The 25,571-nt window shown below is 67.3% G+C and carries 24 protein-coding genes; 6 read left to right on the forward strand and 18 right to left on the reverse strand.

Annotated features, from left to right (window positions below; all coding sequences use genetic code 11):
- Nucleotides 1–76: 76 nt before the first annotated feature.
- From OH705_RS02615 to OH705_RS02635, 5 genes are all read right to left on the reverse strand, one after another.
- Nucleotides 77–1,492: an efflux transporter outer membrane subunit gene (locus tag OH705_RS02615; RefSeq protein WP_094011162.1), complete on the reverse strand. Its 1,416-nt coding sequence runs from the start codon at nt 1,490–1,492 to the stop codon at nt 77–79.
- Nucleotides 1,489–4,668 carry an efflux RND transporter permease subunit gene (locus OH705_RS02620; RefSeq protein WP_038705948.1) on the reverse strand — a complete coding sequence of 1,060 codons (3,180 nt, stop codon included), beginning with the start codon at nt 4,666–4,668 and terminating at the stop codon, nt 1,489–1,491. Before OH705_RS02620 ends, OH705_RS02615 begins: the two co-directional genes overlap by 4 nt.
- Nucleotides 4,669–4,680: 12 nt before the next feature.
- Nucleotides 4,681–5,922: a multidrug efflux RND transporter periplasmic adaptor subunit MexE gene (mexE, locus tag OH705_RS02625; RefSeq protein ID WP_038705949.1), complete on the reverse strand. Its 1,242-nt coding sequence runs from the start codon at nt 5,920–5,922 to the stop codon at nt 4,681–4,683.
- 153 nt (nt 5,923–6,075) lie between these two features.
- On the reverse strand, nt 6,076–6,669 hold the full coding sequence (locus OH705_RS02630) for a DUF4157 domain-containing protein (RefSeq protein WP_023631952.1): 594 nt from the start codon (nt 6,667–6,669) through the stop codon (nt 6,076–6,078).
- A complete protein-coding gene (locus tag OH705_RS02635; protein WP_038705950.1) occupies nt 6,656–7,219 on the reverse strand; it encodes a TetR/AcrR family transcriptional regulator in 564 nt (187 codons plus the stop codon). The genes OH705_RS02630 and OH705_RS02635 overlap by 14 nt, the downstream gene beginning before the upstream one ends.
- An 89-nt stretch (nt 7,220–7,308) precedes the next feature.
- On the opposite strand from OH705_RS02635, the gene OH705_RS02640 reads away from it, so the two are divergent.
- Entirely contained in the window at nt 7,309–8,040 is a 732-nt protein-coding gene (locus OH705_RS02640) for an SDR family oxidoreductase (RefSeq protein WP_267300873.1), read from the forward strand.
- A gap of 27 nt (nt 8,041–8,067) precedes the next feature.
- On the forward strand, nt 8,068–8,667 hold the full coding sequence (locus OH705_RS02645; RefSeq protein WP_104443995.1) for a 2-hydroxychromene-2-carboxylate isomerase: 600 nt from the start codon (nt 8,068–8,070) through the stop codon (nt 8,665–8,667).
- Here OH705_RS02645 and OH705_RS02650 read toward each other — a convergent pair.
- From OH705_RS02650 to OH705_RS02670, 5 genes are all read right to left on the reverse strand, one after another.
- Nucleotides 8,654–8,953, reverse strand: a complete 300-nt coding sequence (locus OH705_RS02650) for a DUF7693 family protein (RefSeq protein WP_267300874.1) — start codon at nt 8,951–8,953, stop codon at nt 8,654–8,656. The two genes, OH705_RS02645 and OH705_RS02650, sit on opposite strands and share 14 nt — an antisense overlap.
- Nucleotides 8,954–8,960: 7 nt before the next feature.
- Nucleotides 8,961–9,506 (reverse strand): cupin domain-containing protein, encoded by a 546-nt coding sequence (locus tag OH705_RS02655; protein WP_023631327.1) that lies wholly within the window; start codon nt 9,504–9,506, stop codon nt 8,961–8,963.
- Between the two features lie 79 nt (nt 9,507–9,585).
- Nucleotides 9,586–10,803 (reverse strand): MFS transporter, encoded by a 1,218-nt coding sequence (locus OH705_RS02660; protein ID WP_263158348.1) that lies wholly within the window; start codon nt 10,801–10,803, stop codon nt 9,586–9,588.
- A gap of 79 nt (nt 10,804–10,882) precedes the next feature.
- Nucleotides 10,883–11,416, reverse strand: a complete 534-nt coding sequence (locus tag OH705_RS02665) for a cytochrome b (RefSeq protein WP_267300875.1) — start codon at nt 11,414–11,416, stop codon at nt 10,883–10,885.
- Nucleotides 11,413–12,459 (reverse strand): catalase family peroxidase, encoded by a 1,047-nt coding sequence (locus tag OH705_RS02670; RefSeq protein WP_110605078.1) that lies wholly within the window; start codon nt 12,457–12,459, stop codon nt 11,413–11,415. The genes OH705_RS02665 and OH705_RS02670 overlap by 4 nt, the downstream gene beginning before the upstream one ends.
- Before the next feature lie 132 nt (nt 12,460–12,591).
- Between OH705_RS02670 and OH705_RS02675 the strand changes: the two genes are divergently transcribed.
- Nucleotides 12,592–13,110, forward strand: coding sequence for a sigma-70 family RNA polymerase sigma factor (locus OH705_RS02675; protein WP_038705954.1), 519 nt, complete (start codon nt 12,592–12,594; stop codon nt 13,108–13,110).
- Nucleotides 13,107–13,859, forward strand: coding sequence for an anti-sigma factor family protein (locus OH705_RS02680; RefSeq protein WP_104443992.1), 753 nt, complete (start codon nt 13,107–13,109; stop codon nt 13,857–13,859). Before OH705_RS02675 ends, OH705_RS02680 begins: the two co-directional genes overlap by 4 nt.
- A 35-nt stretch (nt 13,860–13,894) precedes the next feature.
- On the opposite strand, the gene OH705_RS02685 is transcribed toward OH705_RS02680, so the two are convergent.
- Genes OH705_RS02685 through OH705_RS02695 form a run of 3 tightly spaced genes read right to left on the reverse strand, consistent with a single transcriptional unit; the run spans nt 13,895 to nt 16,542 of the window.
- Nucleotides 13,895–14,482 carry a TetR/AcrR family transcriptional regulator gene (locus OH705_RS02685; RefSeq protein ID WP_094011171.1) on the reverse strand — a complete coding sequence of 196 codons (588 nt, stop codon included), beginning with the start codon at nt 14,480–14,482 and terminating at the stop codon, nt 13,895–13,897.
- Nucleotides 14,483–14,494: 12 nt separating this feature from the next.
- Complete coding sequence (locus OH705_RS02690) at nt 14,495–15,343, reverse strand: 3-hydroxybutyryl-CoA dehydrogenase (protein ID WP_038705956.1); 849 nt, start codon at nt 15,341–15,343, stop codon at nt 14,495–14,497.
- Between the two features lie 14 nt (nt 15,344–15,357).
- Complete coding sequence (locus OH705_RS02695) at nt 15,358–16,542, reverse strand: acetyl-CoA C-acyltransferase family protein (RefSeq protein WP_104443991.1); 1,185 nt, start codon at nt 16,540–16,542, stop codon at nt 15,358–15,360.
- Between the two features lie 171 nt (nt 16,543–16,713).
- On the opposite strand from OH705_RS02695, the gene OH705_RS02700 reads away from it, so the two are divergent.
- Nucleotides 16,714–17,727, forward strand: a complete 1,014-nt coding sequence (locus OH705_RS02700) for an AraC family transcriptional regulator (protein WP_094011173.1) — start codon at nt 16,714–16,716, stop codon at nt 17,725–17,727.
- A 7-nt stretch (nt 17,728–17,734) separates the two neighbouring features.
- On the opposite strand, the gene OH705_RS02705 is transcribed toward OH705_RS02700, so the two are convergent.
- The 4 genes from OH705_RS02705 to OH705_RS02720 all read right to left on the reverse strand — a co-directional run bounded on the left by OH705_RS02705 (nt 17,735) and on the right by OH705_RS02720 (nt 23,779).
- Nucleotides 17,735–19,132: an APC family permease gene (locus OH705_RS02705; protein WP_267300879.1), complete on the reverse strand. Its 1,398-nt coding sequence runs from the start codon at nt 19,130–19,132 to the stop codon at nt 17,735–17,737.
- A gap of 140 nt (nt 19,133–19,272) precedes the next feature.
- The gene (locus OH705_RS02710) at nt 19,273–20,523 is read right to left on the reverse strand and encodes a carbohydrate porin (protein ID WP_038705959.1); all 1,251 of its coding nucleotides are present in this window, start codon (nt 20,521–20,523) and stop codon (nt 19,273–19,275) included.
- Nucleotides 20,524–20,632: 109 nt separating this feature from the next.
- On the reverse strand, nt 20,633–23,038 hold the full coding sequence (locus OH705_RS02715; RefSeq protein WP_267300880.1) for a glucose/quinate/shikimate family membrane-bound PQQ-dependent dehydrogenase: 2,406 nt from the start codon (nt 23,036–23,038) through the stop codon (nt 20,633–20,635).
- A gap of 147 nt (nt 23,039–23,185) precedes the next feature.
- Complete coding sequence (locus tag OH705_RS02720; protein ID WP_046855878.1) at nt 23,186–23,779, reverse strand: TetR/AcrR family transcriptional regulator; 594 nt, start codon at nt 23,777–23,779, stop codon at nt 23,186–23,188.
- Nucleotides 23,780–23,883: 104 nt separating this feature from the next.
- Here OH705_RS02720 and OH705_RS02725 point away from each other — a divergent pair, with 104 nt between their 5' ends.
- Nucleotides 23,884–25,251: an MATE family efflux transporter gene (locus OH705_RS02725; protein ID WP_263158338.1), complete on the forward strand. Its 1,368-nt coding sequence runs from the start codon at nt 23,884–23,886 to the stop codon at nt 25,249–25,251.
- Here the strand turns inward: OH705_RS02725 and OH705_RS02730 are convergent.
- Nucleotides 25,242–25,571 (reverse strand): cupin domain-containing protein, encoded by a 330-nt coding sequence (locus OH705_RS02730; RefSeq protein WP_038705962.1) that lies wholly within the window; start codon nt 25,569–25,571, stop codon nt 25,242–25,244. The two genes, OH705_RS02725 and OH705_RS02730, sit on opposite strands and share 10 nt — an antisense overlap.

Consider the following 25,571-nt stretch of genomic DNA (forward strand, 5'->3'; position numbering starts at 1 on the left):
GCCCCGAAGACCAAGGTCTTCGGGGCAAACGGTTGGGGGAGGAACCAACCAAAGGAGTCTTCACATCAGGGGACGGTCAGCGCGAGCTGGCCACCACATCGGGTTGCCAGCCGCCGCCAAGCGCCTTGTAGATCGCGACGATGCCGCTGTACAGCTCGACCTCGCCCTGGGCCTGGGCGTCTTCGGCGCTCAGGCGCTCGCGCTCGGCGTCGAGCAGCACCAGGTAGTCCACCGTGCCTTCGCGGTAGCGCACCGAGGCCAGGTCCGCCGCCTTGCGGCTGGCGTCGCTCTGGCGCATCAGCGCCAGCAGGCGCTGCTGGCGCTTGCCGTAGTCGCTGAAGGCGTTGGAGGACTCCTCCAGGGCCAGCAGCACTTGCTGTTCGTAATTGGCCAGCGCCCCTTCGGCATCGGCCTTGGCGCCGCGCAGGCGGGCGCGCACGCTGCCCAGGTCGAACGCCGCCCAGGTGATGCTGGGGCCCAGCGCCCAGGCATTGGCCGCCGAGGAGCCGATCTGCGAACCGCGGGCGGCGGTGAAGCCGAGGAAACCACTGAGGCTGACCCGCGGGAACAGGTCGGCGGTGGCCACGCCGACGTTGGCCGTGGCCGCAGCCAGCTGGCGCTCGGCGCTGCGGATGTCGGGGCGGCGGCGCAGCAGCTCGCCGGGGTCGCCCACCGGCAAGGCCTTGGCGATGGCCGGCAGGGCCTTGGGCGACAGGTCCACGGCCATCGCGTCCGGGCGCTGGCCGAGCAGGGTGGCGATGCGGTTCTTCGCCCGCACCTGTTCGGCCTGCAATTGCGGCACGGTGGCTTCGACACCCGCCAGGCGGGCGTCAGCGCGCACCACGTCGAGCTCGTTGCCGACCCCGGTGTCGCGCAGGGTCACGGTGATGTCCCGCGACTGCTGCTGGGTCTTCAGGTTGGCCACGGCGATCTGCTCGCGCAGTTGCGCGCCGCGCAATTGACCGTAGGCGTCGACCAGCTCGGCGATCAGGCTGACCTGCAGTTGCTGCAGGTCGGCCTCGGCCGCCGCTTCCTGGGCTTCGCTGGCCTCGATCTGGCGCTGGATGCGGCCGAACAGGTCAAGCTCCCAGGCCATGTCCAGGCCCAGGTCATAGCGTTCGCTGTTGACCCGGCGCTCGGTCTGGCCAGGGACCTGGCCCTTGCCCAGGTCGCTGCTGGCGCGGCTGGTGACCACGGGGATCTGGTCGTTGGACACGTCCTCGCGAATCGACCGCGCCGCTTTCAGGCGGGCGAAGGCCACGCGCAGGTCGCGGTTGCCGTCCAGCGATGCCTGCACCAGCTGGTTCAGCACCGGGTCGTCGAACTGTTTCCACCACACGCTCTCGAAGCGGCTGCGGTCATAGGCTTTGGCTTCAAGGCCGGCGTCCAGCTTGGCCGGTTCGGTCAGCGGGGCCTGGTAGTCCGGGCCCACCGCGCAGGCCGCCAGGGCCAGTGCCAGCAGGCTCGGGGTCAGGGGTTTGAGCAACTTCATGCATGGTTCTCCAGTGCCACGGCGTGCTCGGCCTTGCGGGCCTGGCGACGCTCGACGAAACGGCGGATCAGGAAGAAGAACACCGGGGTCAGGAACAGGCCGAATACGGTCACCCCGATCATCCCCGAGAACACCGCCACACCCATGGCGTGACGCATCTCGGCACCGGCGCCGGAGGAGAACACCAGCGGCACCACACCCATGATGAAGGCGATCGAGGTCATCAGGATCGGCCGCAGACGCAGGCGGCAGGCTTCCAGTACCGCAGCCAGCGGATCGAGGCCCTTGGCCTGTTCATCCTTGGCGAACTCGACGATCAGGATCGCGTTCTTGCACGCCAGGCCCACCAGTACGATCAGGCCGATCTGGGTGAAGATGTTGTTGTCGCCACCGGAGATGATCACCCCGGTGATGGCCGACAGCAGGGTCATCGGCACGATCAGGATCACCGCCAGCGGCAGGCTCCAGCTTTCGTACTGGGCGGCCAGCACCAGGAAGGCCAGCAGCACGCACAGTGGGAACACGAACAGTGCGGTGTTGCCCGAGAGGATCTGCTGGTAGGTCAGGTCGGTCCACTCGAAGGTCATGCCGTTGGGCAGTTCCTCCTTGAGCAGCTTCTCGATCGCAGCCTCGGCCTGACCGGAGCTGTAGCCGGGGGCTGCGGCACCGTTGATCTCGGCGGTGATGAAGCCGTTGTAGTGCATCACGCGGTCAGGCCCCGAGGTGTCGCTGACCTTGAGGAAGGTCGCCAGCGGGATCATCTCGCCCAGGTTGTTGCGCACCTTCAACTGGCCGATCTGTTCGGCGTCGAGGCGGAACTGCTGCTCGGCCTGGACGTTGACCTGGTAGGTACGGCCAAAGCGGTTGAAGTCGTTGGTGTACAGCGAGCCCAGGTAGACCTGCAGGGTGTCGAAGATGTCGTTGATCGCCACGCCATGGGTCTTGGCCTTTTCCCGGTCGATGGCGGCATCGACCTGCGGCACGTTGACCTGGTAGCTGGTGAACAGGCCCGCCAGTTCCGGCACGTTGTGGCTCTTGGCGATGATGTTCTGGGTTTCCTTGTACAGCGCTTCGTAGCCCAGGTTGCCGCGGTCCTCGATCTGCAGGCGGAAGCCGCCGATGGTGCCCAGGCCTTGTACCGGCGGAGGCGGGAAGATCGCGATGTAGGCGTCCTGGATATCGGCGAACTGGGCGTTCAGCGCGGCGGCGATGGCTGCCGCCGACTGGCTCGGGTCCTTGCGCTCGTCGAACGGCTTGAGCGGGGTGAACACGATGCCGCTGTTCGGGCTGTTGGTGAAACCGTTGATCGACAGGCCCGGGAAGGCCACCGAGTCGGCCACGCCTGGCTGCTTGAGGGCGATCTCGCTCATCTTCTTGATCACCGCCTCGGTGCGGTCGAGGCTGGCGGCGTCAGGCAATTGGGCGAAGGCCACCAGGTACTGCTTGTCCTGGGACGGCACGAAGCCGGTCGGGGTGGACGAGAAGCCCAGGTAGGTCAGGCCCATCAGGCCGGCATACACGAACAGTGCAATTCCGCTGGAACGGATGACCCGGCGCACGCCGCCGACGTAGCCATGGCTGGCGCGGTCGAAGAAGCGGTTGAACGGGGCGAACAGCCAGCTGCCCAGCAGTTTTTCCAGGAACCGCGAGAAACGGTCCTTGGGCGCGTGGTGGTCCTTGAGCAGCACGGCGGCCAGGGCCGGCGACAGGGTCAGCGAGTTGAACGCCGAGATCACGGTGGAGATGGCGATGGTCAGGGCGAACTGTTTGTAGAACTGACCGGTAAGGCCCGAGATGAACGCCGCCGGCACGAACACGGCGCACAGCACCAGTGCCGTGGCGATGATCGGCCCGGTCACTTCGCTCATGGCCTTCTGCGTGGCCTCGAGCGGTTTCAGGCCCAGTCCGATGTTGCGTTCGACGTTCTCCACCACGACGATGGCGTCGTCCACCACGATACCGATGGCCAGCACCAGGCCGAACAGCGATAGCGCGTTGAGCGAGAAACCAAACAGGTGCATCACCGCAAAGGTACCGATCAGCGACACCGGCACGGCCAGCAGCGGGATGATCGAGGCGCGCCAGGTCTGCAGGAACAGGATGACGACCAGCACTACCAGGACCAGCGCTTCGAACAGGGTGTGCACCACCGCCTCGATGGAACCACGGACGAACACGGTCGGGTCATAGACGATGCTGTAGTCCATGCCTTCGGGGAAGTCCTTCTTCAGCTCGGCCATCTTCGCCCGCACTTCGTCGGAGATCTCGATGGCGTTGGAGCCCGGGCGCTGGAAGATCGGGATGGCCACCGCCGGCTGGTTGTTCAGCAGCGAGCGCAGGGCGTACTGGCTGGAGCCGAGTTCGACCCGGGCGATGTCCTTCAGGCGGGTGATCTCGCCGTTGGCGCCAGCACGGATGATGATGTTCTCGAACTCTTCCTCGTTGACCAGGCGGCCCTGGGTGTTGATCGACAGCTGGAAGCTGGTCGAACCGGGGGCGGGCGGGGCGCCGAGCTGGCCGGCGGCGACCTGGCGGTTCTGCTCGCGAATGGCGGCCACCACGTCGCTGGCAGTCAGGTTGCGCGAGGCGGTCTTGTTCGGGTCGAGCCACACGCGCAGCGAGTAGTCGCCCATGCCGAACAGCTGCACGTCGCCCACGCCGCCCAGGCGCGCCAGCTCATCCTTGATGTTGAGGATGGCGTAGTTGGACAGGTAGAGCATGTCGTAGCGGTTGTCCGGCGAGGTCAGGTGCACGACCATGGTCAGGTCGGGCGAGGCCTTGTCGACGGTGATGCCGATACGGGTCACTTCTTCCGGCAGCTTGGGCTGGGTGCGGGTGACGCGGTTCTGCACCTGCACCTGGGCGTTGTCCAGGTCGGTGCCCAGGGCGAAGGTGATGGTCAGGGTCAGCTTGCCGTCGGCGGTGGACTGCGAGGACATGTACAGCATGTTCTCGACACCGGTGATGGCTTGCTCAAGCGGCGCGGCGACGGTCTCGCCGATCACCTTGGGGTTGGCGCCGGGGAAGTTGGCGCGCACCACCACGGTGGGCGGTACCACTTCGGGGTATTCGCTGATCGGCAGCTGGAACAGCGAGATCGAACCCGCGATCAGCAGCACCAGCGACAGTACCGCGGCGAAGATCGGCCGGGTAATGAAGAATTTCGAAAAGTTCATCGGTGTTGTCCCTTAACCGCGCGGCGCTTGGGCGCTGGCGACTTTGACATTGGCGCCGGCAACCTTCGGTGCCGGGTTGCTGGCTTCCAGGGCCTGACGCTGCTGGGCGAGGGCGGCGAGGGTCTGCTCACTGGCCATCGGCGTTTCCTCCGGGGTGACCGGCGAGCCAGGGCGCACGCGCTGCAGGCCCTTGACCACGATGCGGTCGTCCTTGCCCAGGCCGCTGCGCACAATACGCAGGCCTTCGAGCTTGGGCCCCAGTTCCACGGCGCGGTAGGCGGCCTTGTTGTCCTTGTCCATGACCAGCACGAACTTCTTGCCCAGGTCGGTGCCGACCGCTTCGTCGTTGATCAGCACGGCGTCGTACTGGGCGCTGCCGACCAGCTTCAGGCGCGCGTACAGGCCGGGGGTGAACTGGCCGTCACGGTTGTCGAACACGGCGCGGCCACGGATGGTGCCGGTGCGCGGGTTGACCTGGTTGTCGACGAAGTTCATCTGGCCCAGGTGTGGGTTGCCGGTCTCGTTGGTCAGGCCCAGGTACACCGGGGTGCTCTGGCCGCGCTGGCCGTCGCGGGCCAGCTGGCTGTACTTGAGGTACACGCGCTCGTCGGCATCGAAGTAGGCGTAGACCTTGTCGGTGGAGACCACGCTGGTCAGCGGGGTGACGTCGGCCGTGACGATGTTGCCGGCGGTGAACTGGGCGCGGCTGACCCGGCCGCTGATCGGCGCGGTGACGCGGGTGAAGCTCAGGTTCAGGCGGGCCAGGTCGAGCTGGGCCTGGATTGCGTCGACCCCGGCGCGGGCTTCGGCGGCAGCGCTGGTGCGCGACTCGGCCAGTTCCGCGGAGATCGCGTTGCTGTCACGCAGGCGCTCGCCACGGCGGGCTTCGTTGGCGCTGCGGATGGCGGTAGCCTTGGCTTGTTGCAGCTGGGCTTCGAGGCGGCGGACTTCAGCCTGGAACGGGCGTGGGTCGATCTGGAACAGCAGGTCGCCTTTCTTCACCTGGGCGCCTTCGGTGAAGGCCACCAGGTCGACCTGGCCGGACACCCGTGGGCGTACCTCGACGGTTTCCGGTGCTTCGAGGCGGCCGGTGAACTCGTCCCATTCGTTGATCGGCTGTTCGATCACCTTGGCTACGCTAACTTTGGGCGCGGCGGGAGCCTGCACGGCGTCGGGGGTGCGACCGCAAGCGCTGAGCACCACCACTGCCAGGGCAGCGAGGGGGAAGCGCAGGGGTTTGAGTGAGTGATCCATGGAGAACTCCGCCGAGATATTAGTAGTGGGCGGAGTTTGAGTGTCTTGCGCGTGACGCACGAATCAAATGGAGCGAAGGTTATTATCACGGGCAATGATATGTCGGGTGCCATCATCAATCATGACGCATGGGCACCCATCAGGATTGCGCAGTCAGCGCGGCCCGCCAGCGGCTTTTTCACGCAATGCCTTGGCCACCTTGGCCTCGATCTCGTAGGCGGGGCCCTCCAGCGCCTGGTAGTCACGGGTGTATTGCTGGGCGAAGCCCTCGACGCCCAGCTCCTGATACTGCTGCACGTGCTTGAGCTCATGGGCCCACAACGCCACGTTGTCCTCGGCATCGGCGGGGCGGCGGAAGATGACCGTGTCGATCAGGGTCACGGCGTTGACGTCCGGGTTCTGCAGTAGAGCGTTGGCGGCGCTGATCTGCTGTTCGTTGCCGACCCGGTAACGTGCCGCGTCGAGCACGGCGAAGTCGTACCAGGGTTCGAGCTGTGCGCGGATATGCAGGGGAATCGGCTGCGTGCCATTGGCGGTGGCTTCCTCGCGGGCCTGGCGCAGGGCGAACACCAGGCTGCCGGTGGCCATGCGCTCGACATCCTGCAGCACCTGGCCTCCTTGGTTGGGGTCGATGGGCGCGCAGAAGCACACCACAAGGCAGACCTGGTACTGCCCGACCGGACAGCTGTCCTGGGCGAAGGCGGGCAGGGTCATCAGCAACCCCAGCAGCGTGCTAGCGAACCTCATCGAAGACCTGCTCGACCAGCTTGCGGCTGGCGTCCAGCACCTGTGCCTGCACCGGTTCGCTGGCCAGCATGCGCCCCACCACCAGCGCGCCGACACACTGGCTGAGCAAGGCCCATGCCAGGTCGGGGTCATCCAGGGTTTCGCTCCAGGCCTGGTGCAACTCCAGCAGCCAGTGTTCGGCCTGTTCGCGCACCGGCCGTTCGGCGCGGGCGATCTCCACCCCCAGTGGCGGCAACGGGCAGCCGCCTTCGGCATTGTGCAGGTGCGCCAGGCTCAGGTACTGGTCGAGCAGGCGCTTGAGCCGCGCACGGTCGGTGCCACGTTCGACCAGGCGCGCCAGCGGGCTGTTGGCCAGTTCACGGCGGACGATCTCGCTGAACAGGTCATCCTTGGACGGGAAGTGGTTGTAGAAGGCGCCGCCGGTCAGGCCGATGGCCTTCATCAGCCCGGCCACGCCAGTGGCGGCGAAACCGCCGCGCTTGGCCAGGGCGCCGCTGCTGGAGAGCAGTTTTTCACGGGTCTGTTGCTTGTGGTCGGTGGCATAGCGCATGCGCGCAACCTCGTGGTGTGGGCTTGACGATGAGCTGATCGTAGCATAGCGTTCGTTTACTAAACGATCATTCATCAATTGAGCGGTCCATGGCAGAACAACAAAAAGTCGTGCTGGTGATCGGGGCGGGTGATGCCACCGGCGGCGAGATTGCCAAGCGTTTCGCCCGCGAGGGCTACATCGCCTGCGTGACCCGGCGCGAGGCACAGAAGCTGCAGCCGCTGCTCGCCGAAATTCGCGCCGAGGGCGGCCAGGCCCATGGCTTTGGCTCGGATGCGCGCAAGGAAGAGGAAGTCGCCGAGCTGGTGGAGACCATCGAGCGCGATATCGGCCCGATCGAGGCGTTCGTCTTCAACATCGGTGCCAATGTGCCGTGCAGCATCCTCGAGGAAACCCCGCGCAAGTACTTCAAGATCTGGGAAATGGCCTGCTTCGCCGGCTTTCTCACTGCCCAGGCGGTCGCCCGGCGCATGGTCACCCGAGAGCGCGGCACCATCCTCTTCACCGGTGCCACCGCTGGCACCCGTGGCGCGGCCGGTTTCGCCGCCTTCGCCGGCGCCAAGCATGGCCTGCGCGCCCTGGCCCAGAGCATGGCGCGGGAACTGGGTACACGGAACATCCATGTCGGCCACGTGGTGGTCGATGGTGCCATCGACACCGCCTTCATCCGCGACAGCTTCCCTGAACGCTACGCGCTCAAGGACCAGGACGGCATCCTCGATCCTGCGCACATCGCCGACAGTTACTGGTTCCTGCATGCGCAACCGCGTGATGCCTGGACCTTTGAGCTGGACCTGCGCCCGTGGATGGAGCGCTGGTAAATCCCACCCTCATACAAGGATTGAATCATGAGCAAGACCGTCGAGTTCTTCCTGGACCTGGGCAGCCCGGCCACCTACCTGGCTTTCACCCAGCTACCCGCGCTGTGCGCGCGCCATGGGGCGCGGTTGGTGTACAAGCCGATTCTATTGGGTGGGGTGTTCCAGGCCACCGGCAATGCCTCGCCGGTATTGGTGCCGGCCAAGGGGCGCTATATGCGCATCGACCTCAAGCGCTATGCCGATCGCTATGGCGTGCCGCTGACCCTGCCGCCGGGGTTCCCGGTCAACACCCTGAACCTGATGCGCGGGCTGATCGGCGTCCAGTTGTTTGCCGAAGAGCGTTTCGAGGCGCTGTTGAAGGTATTGTTCGAAGGGCTGTTCGTGCACGGGCGCAATCTGGCAGATCCCGCGGTACTGGATGAAACCCTGGCCGCCGGCGGCTTCGAGGCCGAGATGTTCCATGAACTGGCCGCCCGGCCCGAGGTCAAGGACGCCTTGCGCAAAGCCACCGAGGAGGCGGTCGAGCGCGGTTTGTTCGGTGCGCCGACGTGCTTTGTCGACGGGCAGATGTTCTTCGGCCAGGACCGCCTGGATTTCGTCGAGCAGGCCTTGGTCAGGCAGGCATGACTGAAAGCAGTCGCTCTATCTGCGTGCGTTCCCAAAGGCTCAGGTGATCGACCGGATTGGTGCCGTAGCGGTGCCAGTCGTCCAGCGAGCCCAGCCGCCCATCCGGGCACTGGCAGTGGCTGCAGTGGGTCAGCCCCTCGCTATCCAGTACCAGGGTCAGGCGCCATCCTTCGACCAGCACCTCAACTTGGTCACCGGCCAGGCGGGCGACCGTCACCAGCGGGCGGACGCCAAGGGCGGCATCACGCAGGCACTGGTACGCCTCGCGGCTGGCGACGATGGTCATGCTCGGGTCAGAAGTTCGCCGGGGTGTTGGCGCTGATGATCTCGGCCTCGTCGGGGCCGATGTTCTTGAAGCTGTGGGGCAGGGTGGTGGGGATGTAGTAGCCGTCGCCGGCATTGAGAATGCTCACCTGGCCATCGACCCACAGTTCCAGGGTGCCACGGGTGACCAGGCCGCATTCCTCGCCTTCGGCATGCACGATCGGCTCGCCGGAGTCGGCGCCCGGTGCGTACAGCTCACGCAGCATGCGCATCTGCCGACCTTCGACGCTGGCGCCGACCAGTAGCATGCGCAGGCCGTTGCGGCCCAGGTCGGGCTGTTCGCCGCCACGGAACACATAGCGCTCCTCGCGCACCGGCTCGTCGAAACTGAAGAACTCGGCCAGGGACATGGGGATCCCTTCGAGCAGTTTCTTCAGGGAGCTGACCGAAGGGCTGACCCGGTTCTGCTCGATCTGCGAGATGGTCGAGTTGGTCAGGCCGCTGCGGCGGGCCAGCTCCCGTTGGGAGAGGTTGTTGCGTTCACGCACCAGTTTGAGTCGTGTCCCCGTGTCCATAGCCGCCTTGTTTGCAGAGGTGTCAAAAATAATGGGCGAGGCATTAAAACACACTCTGCACGCTTGCGCGCTGTGCGCATCAGTGGCGCTGGTCAGACGCTGCCGGCCACAGCCCGACCAGCAGCAGCAGGGCGCCCACGGCCAGGAACGGCAGGCGCGGATCGAGGGCATAGACCAGGGCACCGGCCAGCGGTCCGATTACCGCACCCATGCCTTGGGCGGCGCCGATCGAGCCGGCCGTCGCACCCTGTTCGCTGGCGTGCATGGCATTGGCCGCCAGGGCCGAGAAGGCCGGGAACACGAAGCCCATGCCGAACGCGGCGACGAAGAATGCGCCCCACAGCCACGGCGCGCTGGTGGCCAGGGCCGCGGCGGCGAAACCGAGCCCGGATACGCAGGCGCCGACCTTGATCATCTTCAGAGGTGGCCATTCCAACTGGCGCAGGAACACCTGGGCCAGCATCAGCGCCACGCCCACGCTGGTCAGGGCGATGCCCGCGGCCTGGGCGGCAGCGCCGGCCTCGAGCTGCAGGCGGTCGAGGGCGAAGAAACCGACGGCGATCTGCGACACGGTGATGCTCAGCATGGCGCTGAAGGCCACCAGCAAAGGCCTGCGCAGGCGCGGGTCGGACAGTCGCACCGGGTTGGGCGCATGGGGCTGGGCCAACGGCTGTGGCTTGAGCTTGAACAGCAGCACGACGAACGCCGTGGCCGGCAGCAGCGACAGCACATAGAACGGCATGCTCAGGCTGTAGCGCGACAGCAGCGCGGCCAGGGCCGGGCCCAGCACCAGGCCGACCGCGTTGGCCGCACCCAGCGAGGCCATGGCCCGCGCCCGGCGCTGCGGCTCGACGTGATCGGCGATCAGCGCGTTGCCGCCCACCGGCAGCGCGGCATAGAAGGCGCCGATCATGCCCCGCGCCAGCATCAGGCCGAAGAAGGCCAGGGTCGCGCCCGGCAGCCAGCGCAACGCGCCGTCGATGAACAGACACAGCACCCAATAGGCCAGGGTGAAGCCGCCGCTGCCCAGCAGCAGTACCCGGCGCCGGCCAAGCCGATCGGCCAGGCGCCCCCAGGGCCGGGCCAGCAGCACCCAGACCACGCCGGCCACGGTCACCGCCGCGCCAGCCTGCCAGGTGGCCATGCCCAGCAAGCGGGCGATCGGGCCGATCAGGGCGACGAAAGCCATCATCGACATGGTGCAGGCCATGTTGGCCAGCATCAGCGGGCGCAGGTCCAGGGTGCTGGGCGGGCTGCTAACCGGAGCAAGCGTGGCAGGGTCCTTTGCAACGTTCATAAGGCAGTCCAGGGCAGTTCGACGAAATGAGCGTCGATGTTAGTAATTATTATTTACATTTGTCGAGCCCTGGCGGTGCTCACTCACCGCGACGCAACGGGCCTGGCCACATGCTACGCAAGACGCCGTCGCGACGCACCAGCCCATGCACCAAGGCTGCGCCCAAATGCACCAGCACCGTGGCGAACAGCAGGTAGCCGGCCCAGCCATGGGCCTGACGCAGCACGGCGTAGAGCTGCAGGTCGTGGGGGGCGATGGCGGGCAATTGCAGTGGGCGGGGGTAGCCGCCTGCCGATAGCATCGCCCAGCCGAGCAGCGGCATGGCCAGCATCAGCCCATACAGCAGCAGGTGCGAGGCGCCGGCGGCCAGGCGCTGCAGGGCGGGCAGGTCGCGAGGCAGTGGCGGGTGCGCCAGGCTCAGGCGCAGGACAATGCGCAGGATCACCAGCACCAGCAGGGCCAGGCCGGTGGCCTTGTGCAGCTCGACCAGCCAAGGGTGGCGGGGCGACAGGTCGGCGACCATGCTCACGCCGATGAACAGCATGGCCAGGATCAGCACGGCCATCAGCCAGTGCAGCAGCCGGGCCAGGGGGTGAAAGGCTGTGGCGCTCATGGGCGGGCTCCTTCGGTCAGCGACTCGTGGCTGCGGCGGTTGAACGACACTGAATAGGCGGCCGAGCGGGCGGCGAGGATCGGGTCGGCGGAGGGTTCGATGCCGTGGGGCAGGATCAGCGGGTCGAAGTTCAGGTCGCGGCAGGCGCCTTGCTCGGGGCCGTCGACCTGCTCCACGACCAGGGTGCCGGCATCAAGGCTGCGGCGTTCGGCGGGCCAGGGCCGGGCAGGGTCATCCACCGGGTCGCCGGGCTCGGCCAGGGTCAGGCGCAGGGTCCAGCGCAGCGGGCCCTGGGCCAGGCGTTGCTGCAGGTCGTGCTGCAGGAACTGCTTGTCGTCGACCTGGGCGGGCAAGGCGGCGTAGGGCGCCTGCGGCTCCAGTGCCCAGCGCACCGGATGTGCCTGGCCGTTGGCATCGATCAGGCGGAAGGCGTTGATGCTGTTGTAGGCGGTGTTGGCGAAACTGTCGCTGGGCTTGTAGCTGGCCGCCCACTGGCGAAACGCCGCACTCTCCGGGTGGGCGGCGAAGAAGGCTTGCAGCCTGGCCGGGTCGGGTTTGCCGGTGGCCGGGTCCGGGGCGCCGGCCAGGACCTGTTCATAGAAGCCTTCGACCGTGCTTACGGCCAGCACCGGCGGGTTGTTCATGCCGGTGCGCCAGACCTGGCCGTCGTCGCTGGTCAACTGCAGCGCCAGGCTGCGCACTGGTATGGCGGTGTCCGGCGCGAACGGATTGGCGCCGCCGATGGCGAAGCGGCCGATCACCGGCACCTTCTGCTGGCTGAACACCCGGGCGCTGGACAGCGAGGTGGCCTGGCCGCTGGCCTGGAAGTAACCGCTGACACACAGGCCCTTGGCATGGTTCTTCCGGTAGCCGGCGTGGTGGCCGGCCTGGGCTTCGAAGGTGTCGATGATGCGCTGTGGGGTCAGCCTTGGCGCGCCGATCCAGCCGGCGGCGTAGGCGAAGCCTGCGCCCAGGGCGGCCAGCGTGGCAGCGATGGCGGCCAGGCGCAGGGCCTTGGCGGGGCCGTGCAAGGGAGTAGTCATGGGAACGGTCCGGTCAGGTGGAATGAACCGGTACGACGCAGGGGCAAACGATTTATTCCCGGCGGGGGAATAGATTCCGTGCCCGCGCGTCTGCCTTGTACACTGACAGCCCGCAGGGCCCCGGAACCCGACATGCACGACCTGGACGACCAACAATGGCGTGAGCTGCTGCAGCGCCTGCGCCGCTTCGCCCTGTGGCTGACCCGCGAGCCCGGTACCGCCGACGACCTGGTCCAGGCCACGGTCGAGCGCGCCCTGAGCCGTCGCGGCCAGCAGCGTGATGCCGACAGCCTGCGGCCTTGGCTGTTCACCATCCTTTACCGGCTGTTCCTCGACGGCAAGCGCCGCGAGCGCTTGCACGCGCGCTGGCTGGCCTGGTTCGGCCGGGGCCAGGCCGAGGAACCGGCGGGCGGCGAGATCGAGAGCATCGTGCTGGCCCAGGCCGACCTGCAGGCCTTCGCCCGCTTGTCGCCCGAGCAGCGGGCATTGCTGTTGCTGGTCAGTGTCGAGGGCTTGAGCTACAAGGAGGCGGCCGAGACGCTTGGCATCCCCATCGGCACCGTGATGTCGCGCCTGTCGCGTGCCCGTGCCGCCCTGCGTGAACTGACCGAGGGCAACCCTGCGCCCCCGGCCCTGCGGAGACTCAAATGACACGCCTGATCCCCACCGAGCACGAGTTGCACGCCTATGTCGACGAGCGCCTGGAGCCGGCGCGCCGGGCCGAGGTGGAGGCCTGGCTGGCCGCCAATCCGCAGGAGGCCGTGCGCATCGAGGCCTGGCGTGCCGATGCTCGGCGCCTGCGGGCGGCCCTGGCCGGCTTTGGCGAGCGGCCGAGCGATCCGCACCTTGACCTGGCGCCGCTGCGTCGCCGCCTGCGCCAGCGCCGGCAGCGTCGCCTGGCAGCAGCGGCGGTGCTGATGCTGGCGCTAGGCCTGGGCGGGATTGGCGGCTGGCAGGCGCGCCAGGTAACGCTGTTCGCCGGCATGCTGCCCATGGCCGACGCGGTGCAGGCCCACAGGCTGTTCGCCGAGGCCAGCACGCTGGACATCGAGGCTCGCGACCCGGCACGCCTGCAGGCCTGGCTGGGCACTCACTTCAACCGCGTCGGCCGCCTGCCGGACCTGGCGGGCTATGGCTTCCAGCCAGTGGGGGCGCGACTGTTGAGCAACGAGGCGGGGCCAGCGGCGTTGCTGGTGTTCGAGGATCGCCAGGGACAGCGCATCAGCCTGTTCCTGCGTTCTCCCGGCGAGCATTTCGAGCGTATGCCTACCGGCCAGCGCACCGATGGCCAGCTGGAGGCTCGCTACTGGTCCCATGGCGATTACAACTTTGCCCTGGTCAGCGCGGTGGACGATACCCGTGGCGAGCAGCTACGCCAGGCGCTGGGGGTCAGTCTGTAGACGGCTTGACGGCGGTCGACCGGGTGATCACAACACTACCCAAGCGTCCTTTCCATGGCGCCCACCACCAGACCCTCCATCAACCCAACCCCCTCGGCTTCACCCAAGCCCTTGCCGCGTAACATTCCGGGCAACTGGTTAAGCAGCGTCGCCAGCACATGCCCGGTGGCCGCCAGGGTTTCCCCGGCCAGCCGCGCCTGCGGCGCAATCAGGCGCAGCAGCCCGGTTTCGTAGCGTTCGCGCAAACCCGCAAGGCGTGCCTGCTGGTCCTCGCTCAGGCAGCAGAAATCCCGCTCGGCCAGGCGAAACTGCAACGGCCGCTCGCCATGCAACTGCCAATGCGCGGCGATCAGGCAGGCCAGCACCGGCTTGCCCTGGGTCCGCGCCCGGCGGCCTTGGTCGAGGGTCGCCTGCAGCTCCTCGTACAACTCCTCGATAAGGTCGTACAAAAGGTCCTGCTTGCTGGGGAAGTGGTGGTACAGCGAACCTGCGGTCAAGCCCACGTGCGCCGCCAGCTCACGCATGCTGACCTGGCCGAAGCCTTTTTCGGCGAACAGGGCCATGGCCCGGTCGCGCCGCTCCTCGAAATTGGCGCAGCGCAGCGCCGCAGTGACCGGGGCCATGGCGCGGTTCCTCTAGTAGGTGAAGAAGCCGCGGCCGCTCTTGCGCCCCAGGTAGCCGGCGGCAACCATTTCCTTGAGCAGCGGCGCGGGGCGGTACTTGCTGTCGTTGAAGCCTTCGTGGAAGGCCTCCATGATCGCCAGCAGCGTGTCCAGGCCCACCAGATCGGCCAGCGCCAGCGGGCCGATCGGCTGGTTGCAGCCCAGGCGCATGCCGGTGTCGATGTCCTCGGCGCTGGCCAGGCCTTCCTGGAACACGAAGATCGCTTCGTTGATCATCGGCACCAGGATGCGGTTGACCACGAAGCCCGGGCGGTTGCCGGCGGTGATCGGGGTCTTGCCGAGTCGCTCTGTCACCAGCAATGCCTGGGCATAGGTCGCGTCGCTGGTCTGCAGGCCACGGATGATCTCGACCAGCGCCATCATCGGCACCGGGTTGAAGAAGTGCACGCCGATGAAGCGCTGCGGCTGCTCGATGCTCGCGGCCAGCTGGGTCACCGACAGCGACGAGGTGTTGGTGGCGATCAGGCACTCGGCGCTGACGTTGGCCGCCACCTGCTGCAGGATGCGCTGCTTGAGGGCGAGGTTCTCGGTGGCAGCCTCGATCACCAGTTGCGCGCTGGCCAGCTGGGCGTAGTCGGTGCTGGTGCGGATGCGCGCCTTGGCCGCGGCGGCCTTGTCAGCGTCGATGGTGCCCTTGCCGACCTGGCGCTCGAGGTTCTTGCCCAGGGTCGCCACGCCACGCTCCAGCGCGGCGTCGGAAACGTCCACCAGCAGGACCTGGTAGCCAGCCAGCGCGCACACTTGGGCGATGCCGTTGCCCATGGTGCCGGCGCCGATCACGGCGATCTGTTCGATGTTCATGCTGCTGACTCCTGTCAAACGCGTTCGAAGACGATGGCGATGCCTTGACCGCCACCGATGCACATGGTGGCCAGGGCGTAGCGGCCCTGGACGCGGTGCAGTTCATGGATGGCCTTGGTGGCGATGATCGCGCCGGTGGCACCGACCGGGTGGCCGAGGGAAATGCCCGAGCCGTTGGGGTTGACCTTTTCCGGGTCGAAGCCCAGGGCGCGGGCCACGGCGCATGCCTGCGAGGCGAAGGCTTCGTTGGACTCGATCACGTCCAGGTCGCTGACCTTCAGGCCGGCTTTCTCCAGCACTTTCTGCGTCGCCGGGATCGGGCCCAGGCCCATCAGCGCCGGCTCCACGCCGGCGTGGGCGTAGGCGACGATCCGCGCCAGCGGCTTGAGGCCCTGGCGTCGCACGGCGTCGCCGGTGGCCAGGACCAGGCCGGCGGCGCCGTCGTTGATGCTGCTGGCGTTGCCGGCGGTGACCGTGCCGTCCTTCTTGAACACCGGCTTCATGCCCGCCAGTTGTTCGGCGCTGGCATCGGCGCGCACGTTCTCGTCCACGGCGAATTGCACGCTGCCTTTGCGGGTCTTGATCTCGATCGGCACGATCTGGCCGTTGAAGCGGCCTTCGGCGATGGCGCGGGCAGCGCGATGCTGGCTGGTCAGGGCCACTTCATCCTGCATCTCGCGGCTGATGCCATGGGCCGCCGCGACATTCTCGGCGGTGATGCCCATGTGGAAGTGCTCGAACGGGTCCTGGAGGATGCCGACCATGTAGTCGATGCCTTGCAGGTCGCCCATGCGTGCGCCCCAGCGCGCTTGCGGCAGCAGGTAGGGACCGCGGCTCATGGCTTCGGCGCCGGCGGCCAGGGCGATGTCGCTGTCACCCAGCAGCAGGCCCTGGGCAGCCGAGACGATGGCCTGCAGGCCCGAGCCACACAGGCGGTTGACGCTGAACGCCGGGGTTTCCTTGGGGATGCCGGCGTTCATCGCCGCGACCCGGCCCAGGTAGGCATCGCGTGGTTCGGTGGGGATCACGTTGCCCATCACCACATGGCCGATCTGCTCGGCGGCGACGCCCGAGCGCTCGATGGCGGCGCGGGTGACCTGAGTGGCGAGGTCGGCCAGCGGCAGGTCCTTGAGCGAACCGCCGAAGCTGCCGATGGCCGAACGTACCGCACTGACGACGAAGATTTCTGTGCTGCTCATGGGGGCTCCGTTTGCGAAGGCGTGGCGGGGCGCGGGAGGCTCTGCGAGAATGGCGCCCACACCCTGCGGGGGTGGATCGAGTCTAGGCAAAGGCCTGCGGGCGGCCTATGCCGGATCTGTTCAGACAACCTGGCATTTTTTGCCACTCAGCATAGACAGCGGACTTCTGCCATGCGCGATAGCGACACGGTCGCGGTGTACTTCCTCAATGCCATGGTCCACGCCCTGCGCGACCGGCCCCAGGCGCGCGACGCCCATCTGCGGGCGGTGGGCATCGACCCGCAGGTGCTGGCCGAGCCATTGGCGCGGGTGCCGGCCAAGGCCTTCGCCCAGCTGTGGCTGGCGCTGATCGATGAGCTGCACGATGAGTTCTTCCAGCTCGACAGCCACGGCATGCCCCTGGGCAGCTTCGCCCTGATCTGCCGCGGGTTGATCCAGGAGCCGACCCTGGGCAAGGCGCTGCGCCAGTGCCTGGGCAGTTTTGCCCTGTTCCTGCGCGATTTGAACGGCCATGTCACGGTGCGTGGCGCGCGCACCGTGATCAGCGTGCAATCGACCATCGCCGATCCGCTGACCCGGGTCTACGCCGAGGAAACCTACCTGGTGCTGGTGATCGGCCTGCTGTGCTGGCTGGCCGGCCGGCGCATCGCCATCGACCGCACCGAGCTGGCCCTGGCGCGCCCGGCGCAGGAGGATGACGCGCTGCTCTGGGGACCGGACCTGCGCCTGGGCAGCGGGCGCACCGAGGTGGAGTTCGACAGCGCCTGGCTGCGCCTGCCGGTGGTGCAGGACCTGGCGGCGCTGAAGGGCTTCCTGCGCAGCGCGCCGCAGGGGCTGGTGATCCGCTTTCGTAACCAGAATGGCCGGGTGGCGGAGGTCTATCGACATTTGCGCGCCCTGCATTACGGGCAGTGGCCCACGCTCGACGCCATGGCCGCACGGCAGAAGCTCAGCGCCAGCAGCTTTCGCCGCCAGCTGGAGCGCGAAGGGCGTTCCTATCAGCAGATCAAGGACGAGGTGCGCCGGGCAATGGCCTTCGAGCTGCTGCGCGAAGGCCACCTGAGCATCGCCGAGGTCGCCGAGCACACCGGCTTCCAGGAACCCAGCGCGTTTCACCGGGCATTCAAGAAGTGGACCGGACAGAGCCCGGGCAGTTACCGGGCCAAGCGCGGCGCATCGGCTTGATGGTCGGTCAGTGCCGCAAGGGCTCGGGCCTGAATAATGGCTTCTTCATCACCGCTTTGATCCACACGATTGCGATCAGTGAAACCAACGCCAGCACCAGCCCGGCGGTGCCGTAGATCTTCAGGTTCATCTCGGGACTGGGCGATGCGTTCCAGATCGCGTACAGCATGCCGCCGATGCCGAACAGCTGCGGCAACGGATAGAACGGTGTGCGGAACGGTCGCGCCAGGTGCGGGTAGCGATGGCGCAGGGCGATCACGTCCAGGTGCACGATGATGTAGGCCAGCAGCCAGGCCAGCGCGGCGGCCAGCAGCAACAGGTTGATCGCCGCCGCGTCCTGGCCCATCAGCAGGATCGGCAGGCCGGTGATCGCCGCCACGAACAGCACCGCGACCCACGGTGTGCGGGCGCGCGGGCTGAGCTGCTTGAACTGGGGGAACGCCTGGCCATTGCAGGCCATGCCGTAGAGCATGCGCGGGATGGCCGCCAGCGAGGTGTTGAGGGTGCTGCAGGTGGCGGTGACCGCGGCGATCACCAGGAACACTTCGCCGGTCTTGCCGAACACCGTGGTGGCGAACAGGTAATGGGGCAGGGCATCGCTGCCCAGCGCCTCGCGCGGTACCAGGAACAGCGCGCCCAGACCGTACAGGCCGATGGTGGCGAAGATAACGGTCAGGCCGATGATCATCGAACGCGGGATGTTGCGCTCGGGCTTGCGGGTTTCTTCCACCAGCGAGCAGACGAACTCGGCGCCGACGAAACCCCACACGGCCATTGCGGTCAGGGCCAGCACCCCGGCGCCCATGGGGTTCCAGTCGCCCTGCAGCAGGGTGGCGGTGACACCCTCGGCATGCCCTTCGCTGATCGCGGCAACGCCGAGGATCAGCAGCACGATGACCATGACCACGGCCATGGCGCTCTGCAGCTTGGCGAAGATGTCGATGCCCATGAGGTTGAGGCCGGTAAACAGGGCAAGTACGCCGAAGGCCACCGAATACTGCGGGAACACCCCGGGGTAGACCTTGCCGACGATCAGGTCGAGCAGCAGCAACTCGGCCGACAGCGCGAACATGGCCACCACCACGTAGCCGGAGAAGGTCGCGAGGATGGCCGGGAAGTGCCCCAGCGCCACCTCGGTGTAGCTCGACAGGCTGCCGGCGCGCGGCACCAGCAGGGCCAGCTCCGAGAACGAGAACGCATAGCTCAGGGCCAGCAGGTAGGCCAGCCCCAGGGGCACGATGAAGCCGAGGCCGGCGGCACCGACCCCCTGCAGCATCATCACCATCACCCCTTGCGACACCACCAGGCCGACCGCCACCGCCAGCAGCGATCCCAGCCCCAGGACCCGGCGAAAGCCGGCTTGATCGTGCTGCACGCTGGCAGGCACGGACGCACTTGCACTCATGACAGTTCCCCGCTCTTTGTTGTTGTAGTTGCGCCAGATACTGGGACAGGGTACGCAGCGGGGAAATTAGTAAATATGTGGTTGGTGCAGAGGAAAAAGCTGGGCTTGCCGGCGAAAGGGCCGCAGGGCGGCCCCGGTGCTCAGAACGTCGCCTTGACCTGCAAGCCGACTACCAGGGCGTTGTCGATGTCCTTCCCGGAAAACGCCCCCGGCTCGACGATGTACTGCACGTCCGGGCGCAGGTTCAGCCACGGCGTGGCCTGGTAGCCGTAGCTCAGCTCGATCAGTTGTTCGGCGCTGTCGATGTCGGGGAATGGCTGGCCGGCATTGAATGCGGCGGCCTCGAGCACGTCGCGGCTGCGCGGGTTCGGCACTGCGCGCCCGTAACCCAGCGCCACGGTATCCCGAGGCCGGCCCGCGAACGGCTGGTACAGCACCACGCCGGCACCGTACCACTTGGTGAATGGCGAGGCGGCCTTGCTCGAGGCCGAGTACTGGCCGAAGGCGTGCAGGCTGCGCCCCGGCAATGCCGGGTCGTTCCACACGGCCTGGTCGACCAGCAGGTAATGGCCACCGCGACCGGCGACTTCCTCGCTGCTGCCGATGCGTTGCACGTTCGAGCTGTCGTAGTAGTAACCGACCTTGTACTCGCCCGGCAGCTGGCCACGCAGCTTGTACACCAGTTCCAGCGGGAGCACGGTGCCGGTGCTGTGCTTGGGCCCCAGGTGCCAGGCACGGCTGGAATTGCCGTTGCTCTCGGGGTCGACGTTGAACGCCGCCACGCGCAGTTGCCAGTCTGGCGCCAGGTCGTACTTGAGCCGCGCACCCAGGTGTGCGTTGGGATAGTTGGTCCAGCCGCTGCCGCCGGACATGTTCAGCGGGTGGCCGCAGAAGCCGGCGTTCATGAAGTTGCACAGGATGCCGCTGTCCAGCCCGCCGAGGTCGTTGCCCATGGCCATGTAGCCGAGCTTGAGGTTCAGCGCAGGCGACAGGTTACGCTCATAGCTCAGTTCGGTGAGGCGGGTGTAGAGGCCGCCGTAGTTTTCCTGGATCGGCAGGCGGTTGCCCACCAGGTCCTCCGAGGCGCTGTTGCCGCGGCGGTCGTTGATGGTCAGCTGGACCTTGCCACCGTTGTCCAGGCCATACAGTTTCGACAGGTCGAACTGCGCGCCCAGTTTGAGATTCTGCGAGTAGCGGGCCGAACGGTGCAGGCCGCCGTGGGCGTTGTAGGCGGTCTCGCCGCTGTAGTCGCCGGTGAAGGTGATGCCGTCTGCCGCGAGTTGCTGGCGCAGGCCGCCCCAGTCACCGGTCAGGGTGTTGTCGGCGGCGAATGCAGGGGTGCTGGCAAGGGCCAGAAGCAGGGTGGGGGTGAGGCGTGAAACGGATGACATTGCAAGGTCTCGGGTGGTCTGAAAGGGCCTCATCGCCGGCAAGCCGGCTCCCACAGTGAGTGCGCGGACCCTGTGGGAGCCGGCTTGCCGGCGATACAGGCGACGCGATTTATGGCAGTGCGTACGCCATCACATAGTCACCGCGGTCGGTCGACTGGCGCGCACCGCCGGCGGTGATCACCACGTACTGCTTGCCGGTCCTGGGCGACACATAGGTCATCGGGCCGCCCTGGCTGCCGACCGGCAAACGGGCTTTCCAGATCTCGCTGCCGTTGCTGCTGTCGTAGGCGCGCAGGTAGAAGTCCTGGGTGCCGGCGATGAACACCAGGCCGCCCTGGGTGGACAGGGTGCCGCCGAGGGTTGGCAGGCCGATCTTGATCGGCAGGTGCATGCGGATGCCCAGGGGGCCGGTGTCCTCGACGGTGCCGACCGGCACCTGCCAGGCCACCTGGCGGGTCTTCATGTCGATGGCGGTCAGGGTGCCGAACGGCGGCGCCTGGCACGGGATTCCGGCCACCGACAGGAAGCGGTTCTTGTTCACCGCATACGGTGTGCCCTTGAGCGGCACCGCGCCCATGCCGGTGTTCAGCGCTTCGCCACCGGCGGCGGCATCACCCTTGTTCTGCGACGGGATCATCTGGATCCACAGGCCCAGGCGCATGTCGTTGACGAAGATGAAACCATGTACCGGGTCTGTGGAAATGCTGCCCCAGTTCATCCCGCCCAGCGAGCCCGGGAAGCTCAGCGACAGGTCGGTGCCGGGCGCGGTGTAGAGGCCGTCGTAGCGCATCTTCTTGAAGTCGATGCGGCACAGCAACTGGTCATAGGGCGTGGCGCCCCACATGTCCGACTCGGTCAGGGTCTGCGCGCCGATCTGTGGCATGCCCACCGACTTCGGCTGGGTTGGCGAGTACGGCTCATTGGGGATGTTGCTTGGCTTGACCGGCACTTCATCGACTTGTGTGAGTGGCTTGCCGGTGGCGCGGTCGAGCACGTAGATCTGCCCGGCCTTGGTACCGATCACCACGGCCGGCACGCTGCTGCCGTCATCCTTGGTGAAGTCGATCAGGCTCGGCTGCATCGGCAGGTCGAAGTCCCAGAGGTCGTTGTGCACGGTCTGGTAGACCCACTTCTGGTTGCCGGTGGTGGCGTCCAGGGCCAGCACCGAGGCGCCGTAGGTGTGGTCGAGCTTGTTGCGCTCCACGCCGTAGATATCGGTGGACGAGGAGCCCATCGGCAGGAACACGGTGTTCATCGCCGGATCGTACGACATCGGCGCCCAGCTGTTGGGAGTGCTGCGCACGTAGGTGCCATCGCCCTGGGGGGCGGCGCGATCTTCCGGGTTACCAGGGTCGAAGGCCCAGCGCTGGGCCCCGCTGATCACGTCGAAGCCACGGATGACGCCGCCGGGCATGTCGGTTTGCACGTTGTCGGCCACGCGCCCGCCGACCACCACGGTGGTACCGGCCATCAGCGGTGCCGAGGACAGCTGGTAGTAGGAATCCGGCACATCGCCCAGGCCGGCCTTGAGGTCGACCTGGCCGTTGTCGCCGAAGCCCTGGCAGAACGCGCCGGTGTCGGCGTCGACGGCGATCAGGCGGCCATCGATGGTGTTGGTCAGCAGGCGGCGCTGGCAGTTGGCGCCGGCCGGCACGCTGGCCAGGGTGATCGGTGAACTGTTCGGCTGGCTCGGTTGGGCGATCGGCGCGGTGGCGTCGAAGTAAGCCATGCCACGGCAGCGCTGCCAGACCTTGGACTGGGCGTTGATGGCGTTCTTCCACAGCTGCTTGCCGGTGTCGGCGTCCAGCGCGATCAGGTTGTTGTGCGGGGTGCAGATGAACACCTTGTCGCCGACCTGCAGCGGGGTGAACTGGTCTTCGGCGCCATTGCCGTCGCTCTGGGCGACATCGCCGGTGTGGTAGGTCCAGGCGACCTTGAGCTTGTCGACGTTGCCACGGTTGATCTGGTCCAGGGCAGCGAAACGGCTGCCGCCTTCGGTGTTGCCGTAGTGGGCCCAGTCCTTCTGCTGCTGGCCAGGCTCGACCGGGGTCAGGCCCGGGCCGTTGCCGGTGGGGGCGACACTGGGGTGGGCAACGAACATGTTGCCGGCGGCGATGGCCAGGGCCACGGCCAGCACGCCGGCGATGCCATAGGCGCCACGCGCCTGGCGGCGCACCAGTTGCGGGTAAACCAGCGCGACCACCAGGCCGATGGCGGCGAACATGAACAGGCGCGAGAACAGCGGCCAGAACACCAGGCCGCTGTCGGCCACGGCCCAGATCGCGGTGCCGGCGAGGAACAGGGCGTACAGCCAGGCGCCGGCGGGCTTGCCTCGGGCGATGAGCAGGCCGGCGAGGGCCATGGCCAGGCCGCCGGTCAGGAAGTACCAGGAACCGCCCAGGCCGGCCAGCTTGACGCCGCCGGCGGCCAGGAGCAGGCCGAGCAGGGCGATGACAACGCCCAGGCCGACCAGGATGAAGGTTGAGGCGCCAGTGGCGCGGGGTGAGTCTTTCATGCCAGGGATCTCGCAGGTGGAATACCGGCAGTTTAATCCCTTAGCAAGCTAATTAACAAGTTAGTACATTTTAAATCGGGACCGATTGTCGCAGGTCGAGCAGCCGATTCATCAGCCGCTCCCTCGCAGCCACGCGCCAAAATGAACTCAGGCCTGCAACCCTTCCATCAGGCAGCGCAACGCCCCTTTCACGCGCTCGGCGGCCGCCTGCGGATCGTCCTGGGCGATCACCCAGATACCGCTGTCGCCCATGGCGCCGTTGAGCAGGTGGGCCATGGCCACGGCATCGAAGGCGCGCAACCTGCCGGCCTGCTGCAGCTCGACCAGGCCCTGGGCCATGGGGCCGATGTAGCTGGCCTCTTCCATCTCGCGCAGGCGCGGGCCGAGCACGCCGGGCGCATCCTGCAACAGGATGCGCCGCAGCGCTGGTTCATGCAGCAGGTCGTAGTAGTACAGGCAGGTGTCGATATAGCCCTCCCACGGATCGGCGTGGGTGGCGTAGCGGGCATCGATGGCCTGGTTGATCTCGTCGAGCAGGTGCTGCACCACCGCGGTGAACAGCCCGGCCTTGCCGCCGAAGTGGTGGTGCAGGGCGCCTCGGGTGAGGTCGGCTTCAGCGCACAGTTCGTCCATCACCACGGCGGCAAAGCCTTTTTCGGCGAACTGGCGGCGGGCAACGGCGATCAGCCGTTCGGTGGTGTCCGCGCTCATGGCGGCGCGGCTGCGGCGAGGGGTGGGCATTGAGGCTCCGATGACAAGAGGCGATGCGCGCAAATTAGCATACGTTGCGTATGTCAATAAATGGCATTAGCATACGCGGCGTATGTCAATTGGAGATTGTCACCGTGTCTGCCCTCGTTTCGCGTAAACCCACTGCCTGGCTGGGCGAGCTGCCAGGCCTGCTGCGCCTGGCGCTGCCGCTGGTGCTGGGCCTGTCGGCGGCCGAGCTGATCAGCCTGACCGACACCGTGCTGCTGGCTTCGCTGGGCACGCTGGTGCTGGCCTGTGTCGCGCTGACCAGCAGTGCCGGGCTGATTTTCCATGCCGGGCTGTACGGCATGCTCGCCACCCTCAGCGTGCGCGTCGGCCACGCCTTCGGCGCCGATGATCCGGGCGAAGTGGCGCGCACGCTGCGTGGCGGCCTCGGCTATGGGTTGCTGGTCGGCATCCTCGGTTGCCTGGCCATGCTGGTCACGTTGCCGCTGGTGCAATGGCTGGGCGTGCCACTGCCGGACGTGGCCCTGCTGACGCCGTACTGGCAGGCCATGGCGGTGTTCCTGATTCCGTACTGCCTGGCGGTGGTGTTCAAGGACGTGCTGGAGGCCATCGGCCGGCCGTGGGTGGCCGTACTGCTGGTGATGAGCGCGGTGCTGTTCAACCTGCCGCTGAGCTATGGCCTGATCCACGGGCATTTCGGCTTGCCGGCGCTGGGGTTGCTGGGTGCGGGCATCGCCGGGGTGATCGCCGAGTCGCTGGCGGTGCTGCTGGCCTTTGCCTATTGGCACCTGGCGCCGTCATTGGCACGTTACCGCCAGGCGCCGCACGGGCCGCACTTGTCCTGGCGCACGCTGCTTGGCGAGGGCTGGCCACTGGGGCTGGGCTATCTGGCCGAGGCCGGCGCGGTGGTGATCGCGGCGTGGATGCTCGGCTGGCTGGGCAATGCCGCACTGGCCGCCAACCAGGTGGTGCAGTCGATCGGGGCGCTGCTGTACATGCTGCCGCTAGGCATGGCCGCGGCGGTGAGCATTCGCATCAGCCAGGCCCAGGGCCGCGGCGAGACGGCGCGCATCCGCGCCATCGGCAGCGCCACCTTCGCCAGCGTCACCGCCTGGATGCTGGTGGCCACCGTGCTGCTGGCGCTGTTCGGGCGGCGCATCGCCGAAGCCATGAGCGACGACCCGCAGGTAATCGCCATCGCCGTGCCGATGTTCGTGGTGGTGGCGGCGATGCAGGTGGCCGACGGCCTGCAATCCACCGCGCTGGGCGCCTTGCGTGGCCTGCAGGACTACCGCTGGCCGGTGGGTGTGACCTTGGTCAGCTACTGGTTGCTGGCGCTGCCGATGAGCTACTGGCTGGCCTTCCATTCCGCGCTGGGCCCGGTGGGTGTGTGGGTGGGCTTCGCCTGTGGCCTGGCCGTGTCGGCGGTGCTGCTGCCGTGGCGTTTCTATCGCCTGCAGGCCAGGCCGCTCACCGCGGCGCTGGTTCAGCCCTGATAGAACACCGCCAGCCACACCGTGGCCACGCCGGGCTCGGTCCACTCCACGCGGTGGCGGCAGCGGGGCGGGATGTCCAGGTGGTCGCCTGCGCGCAGCACGCGGGTGTGCGCCTCGTGCTCCAGGCGCAGCCCGGCGCTGCCGCTGAGCACCAGCACCCATTCGCCTTCGGCCTGGTCGTACCAGAACCCCTCAGGGCTGGCCTGGCCGCTGGAGACGATGCGTTCGATGCGCAGGCCCGGGCGGCGCAGCAGCTCGGTGAACTGCTCATCGGCCTCGGGGGCCAGCGGCGGCAGGGCGGTAAACAGGTTGTCTGGCAT

It is taken from the genome of Pseudomonas sp. BJa3 (assembly GCF_026343815.1).
GTDB classification, from domain to species: Bacteria; Pseudomonadota; Gammaproteobacteria; order Pseudomonadales; family Pseudomonadaceae; genus Aquipseudomonas; species Aquipseudomonas soli.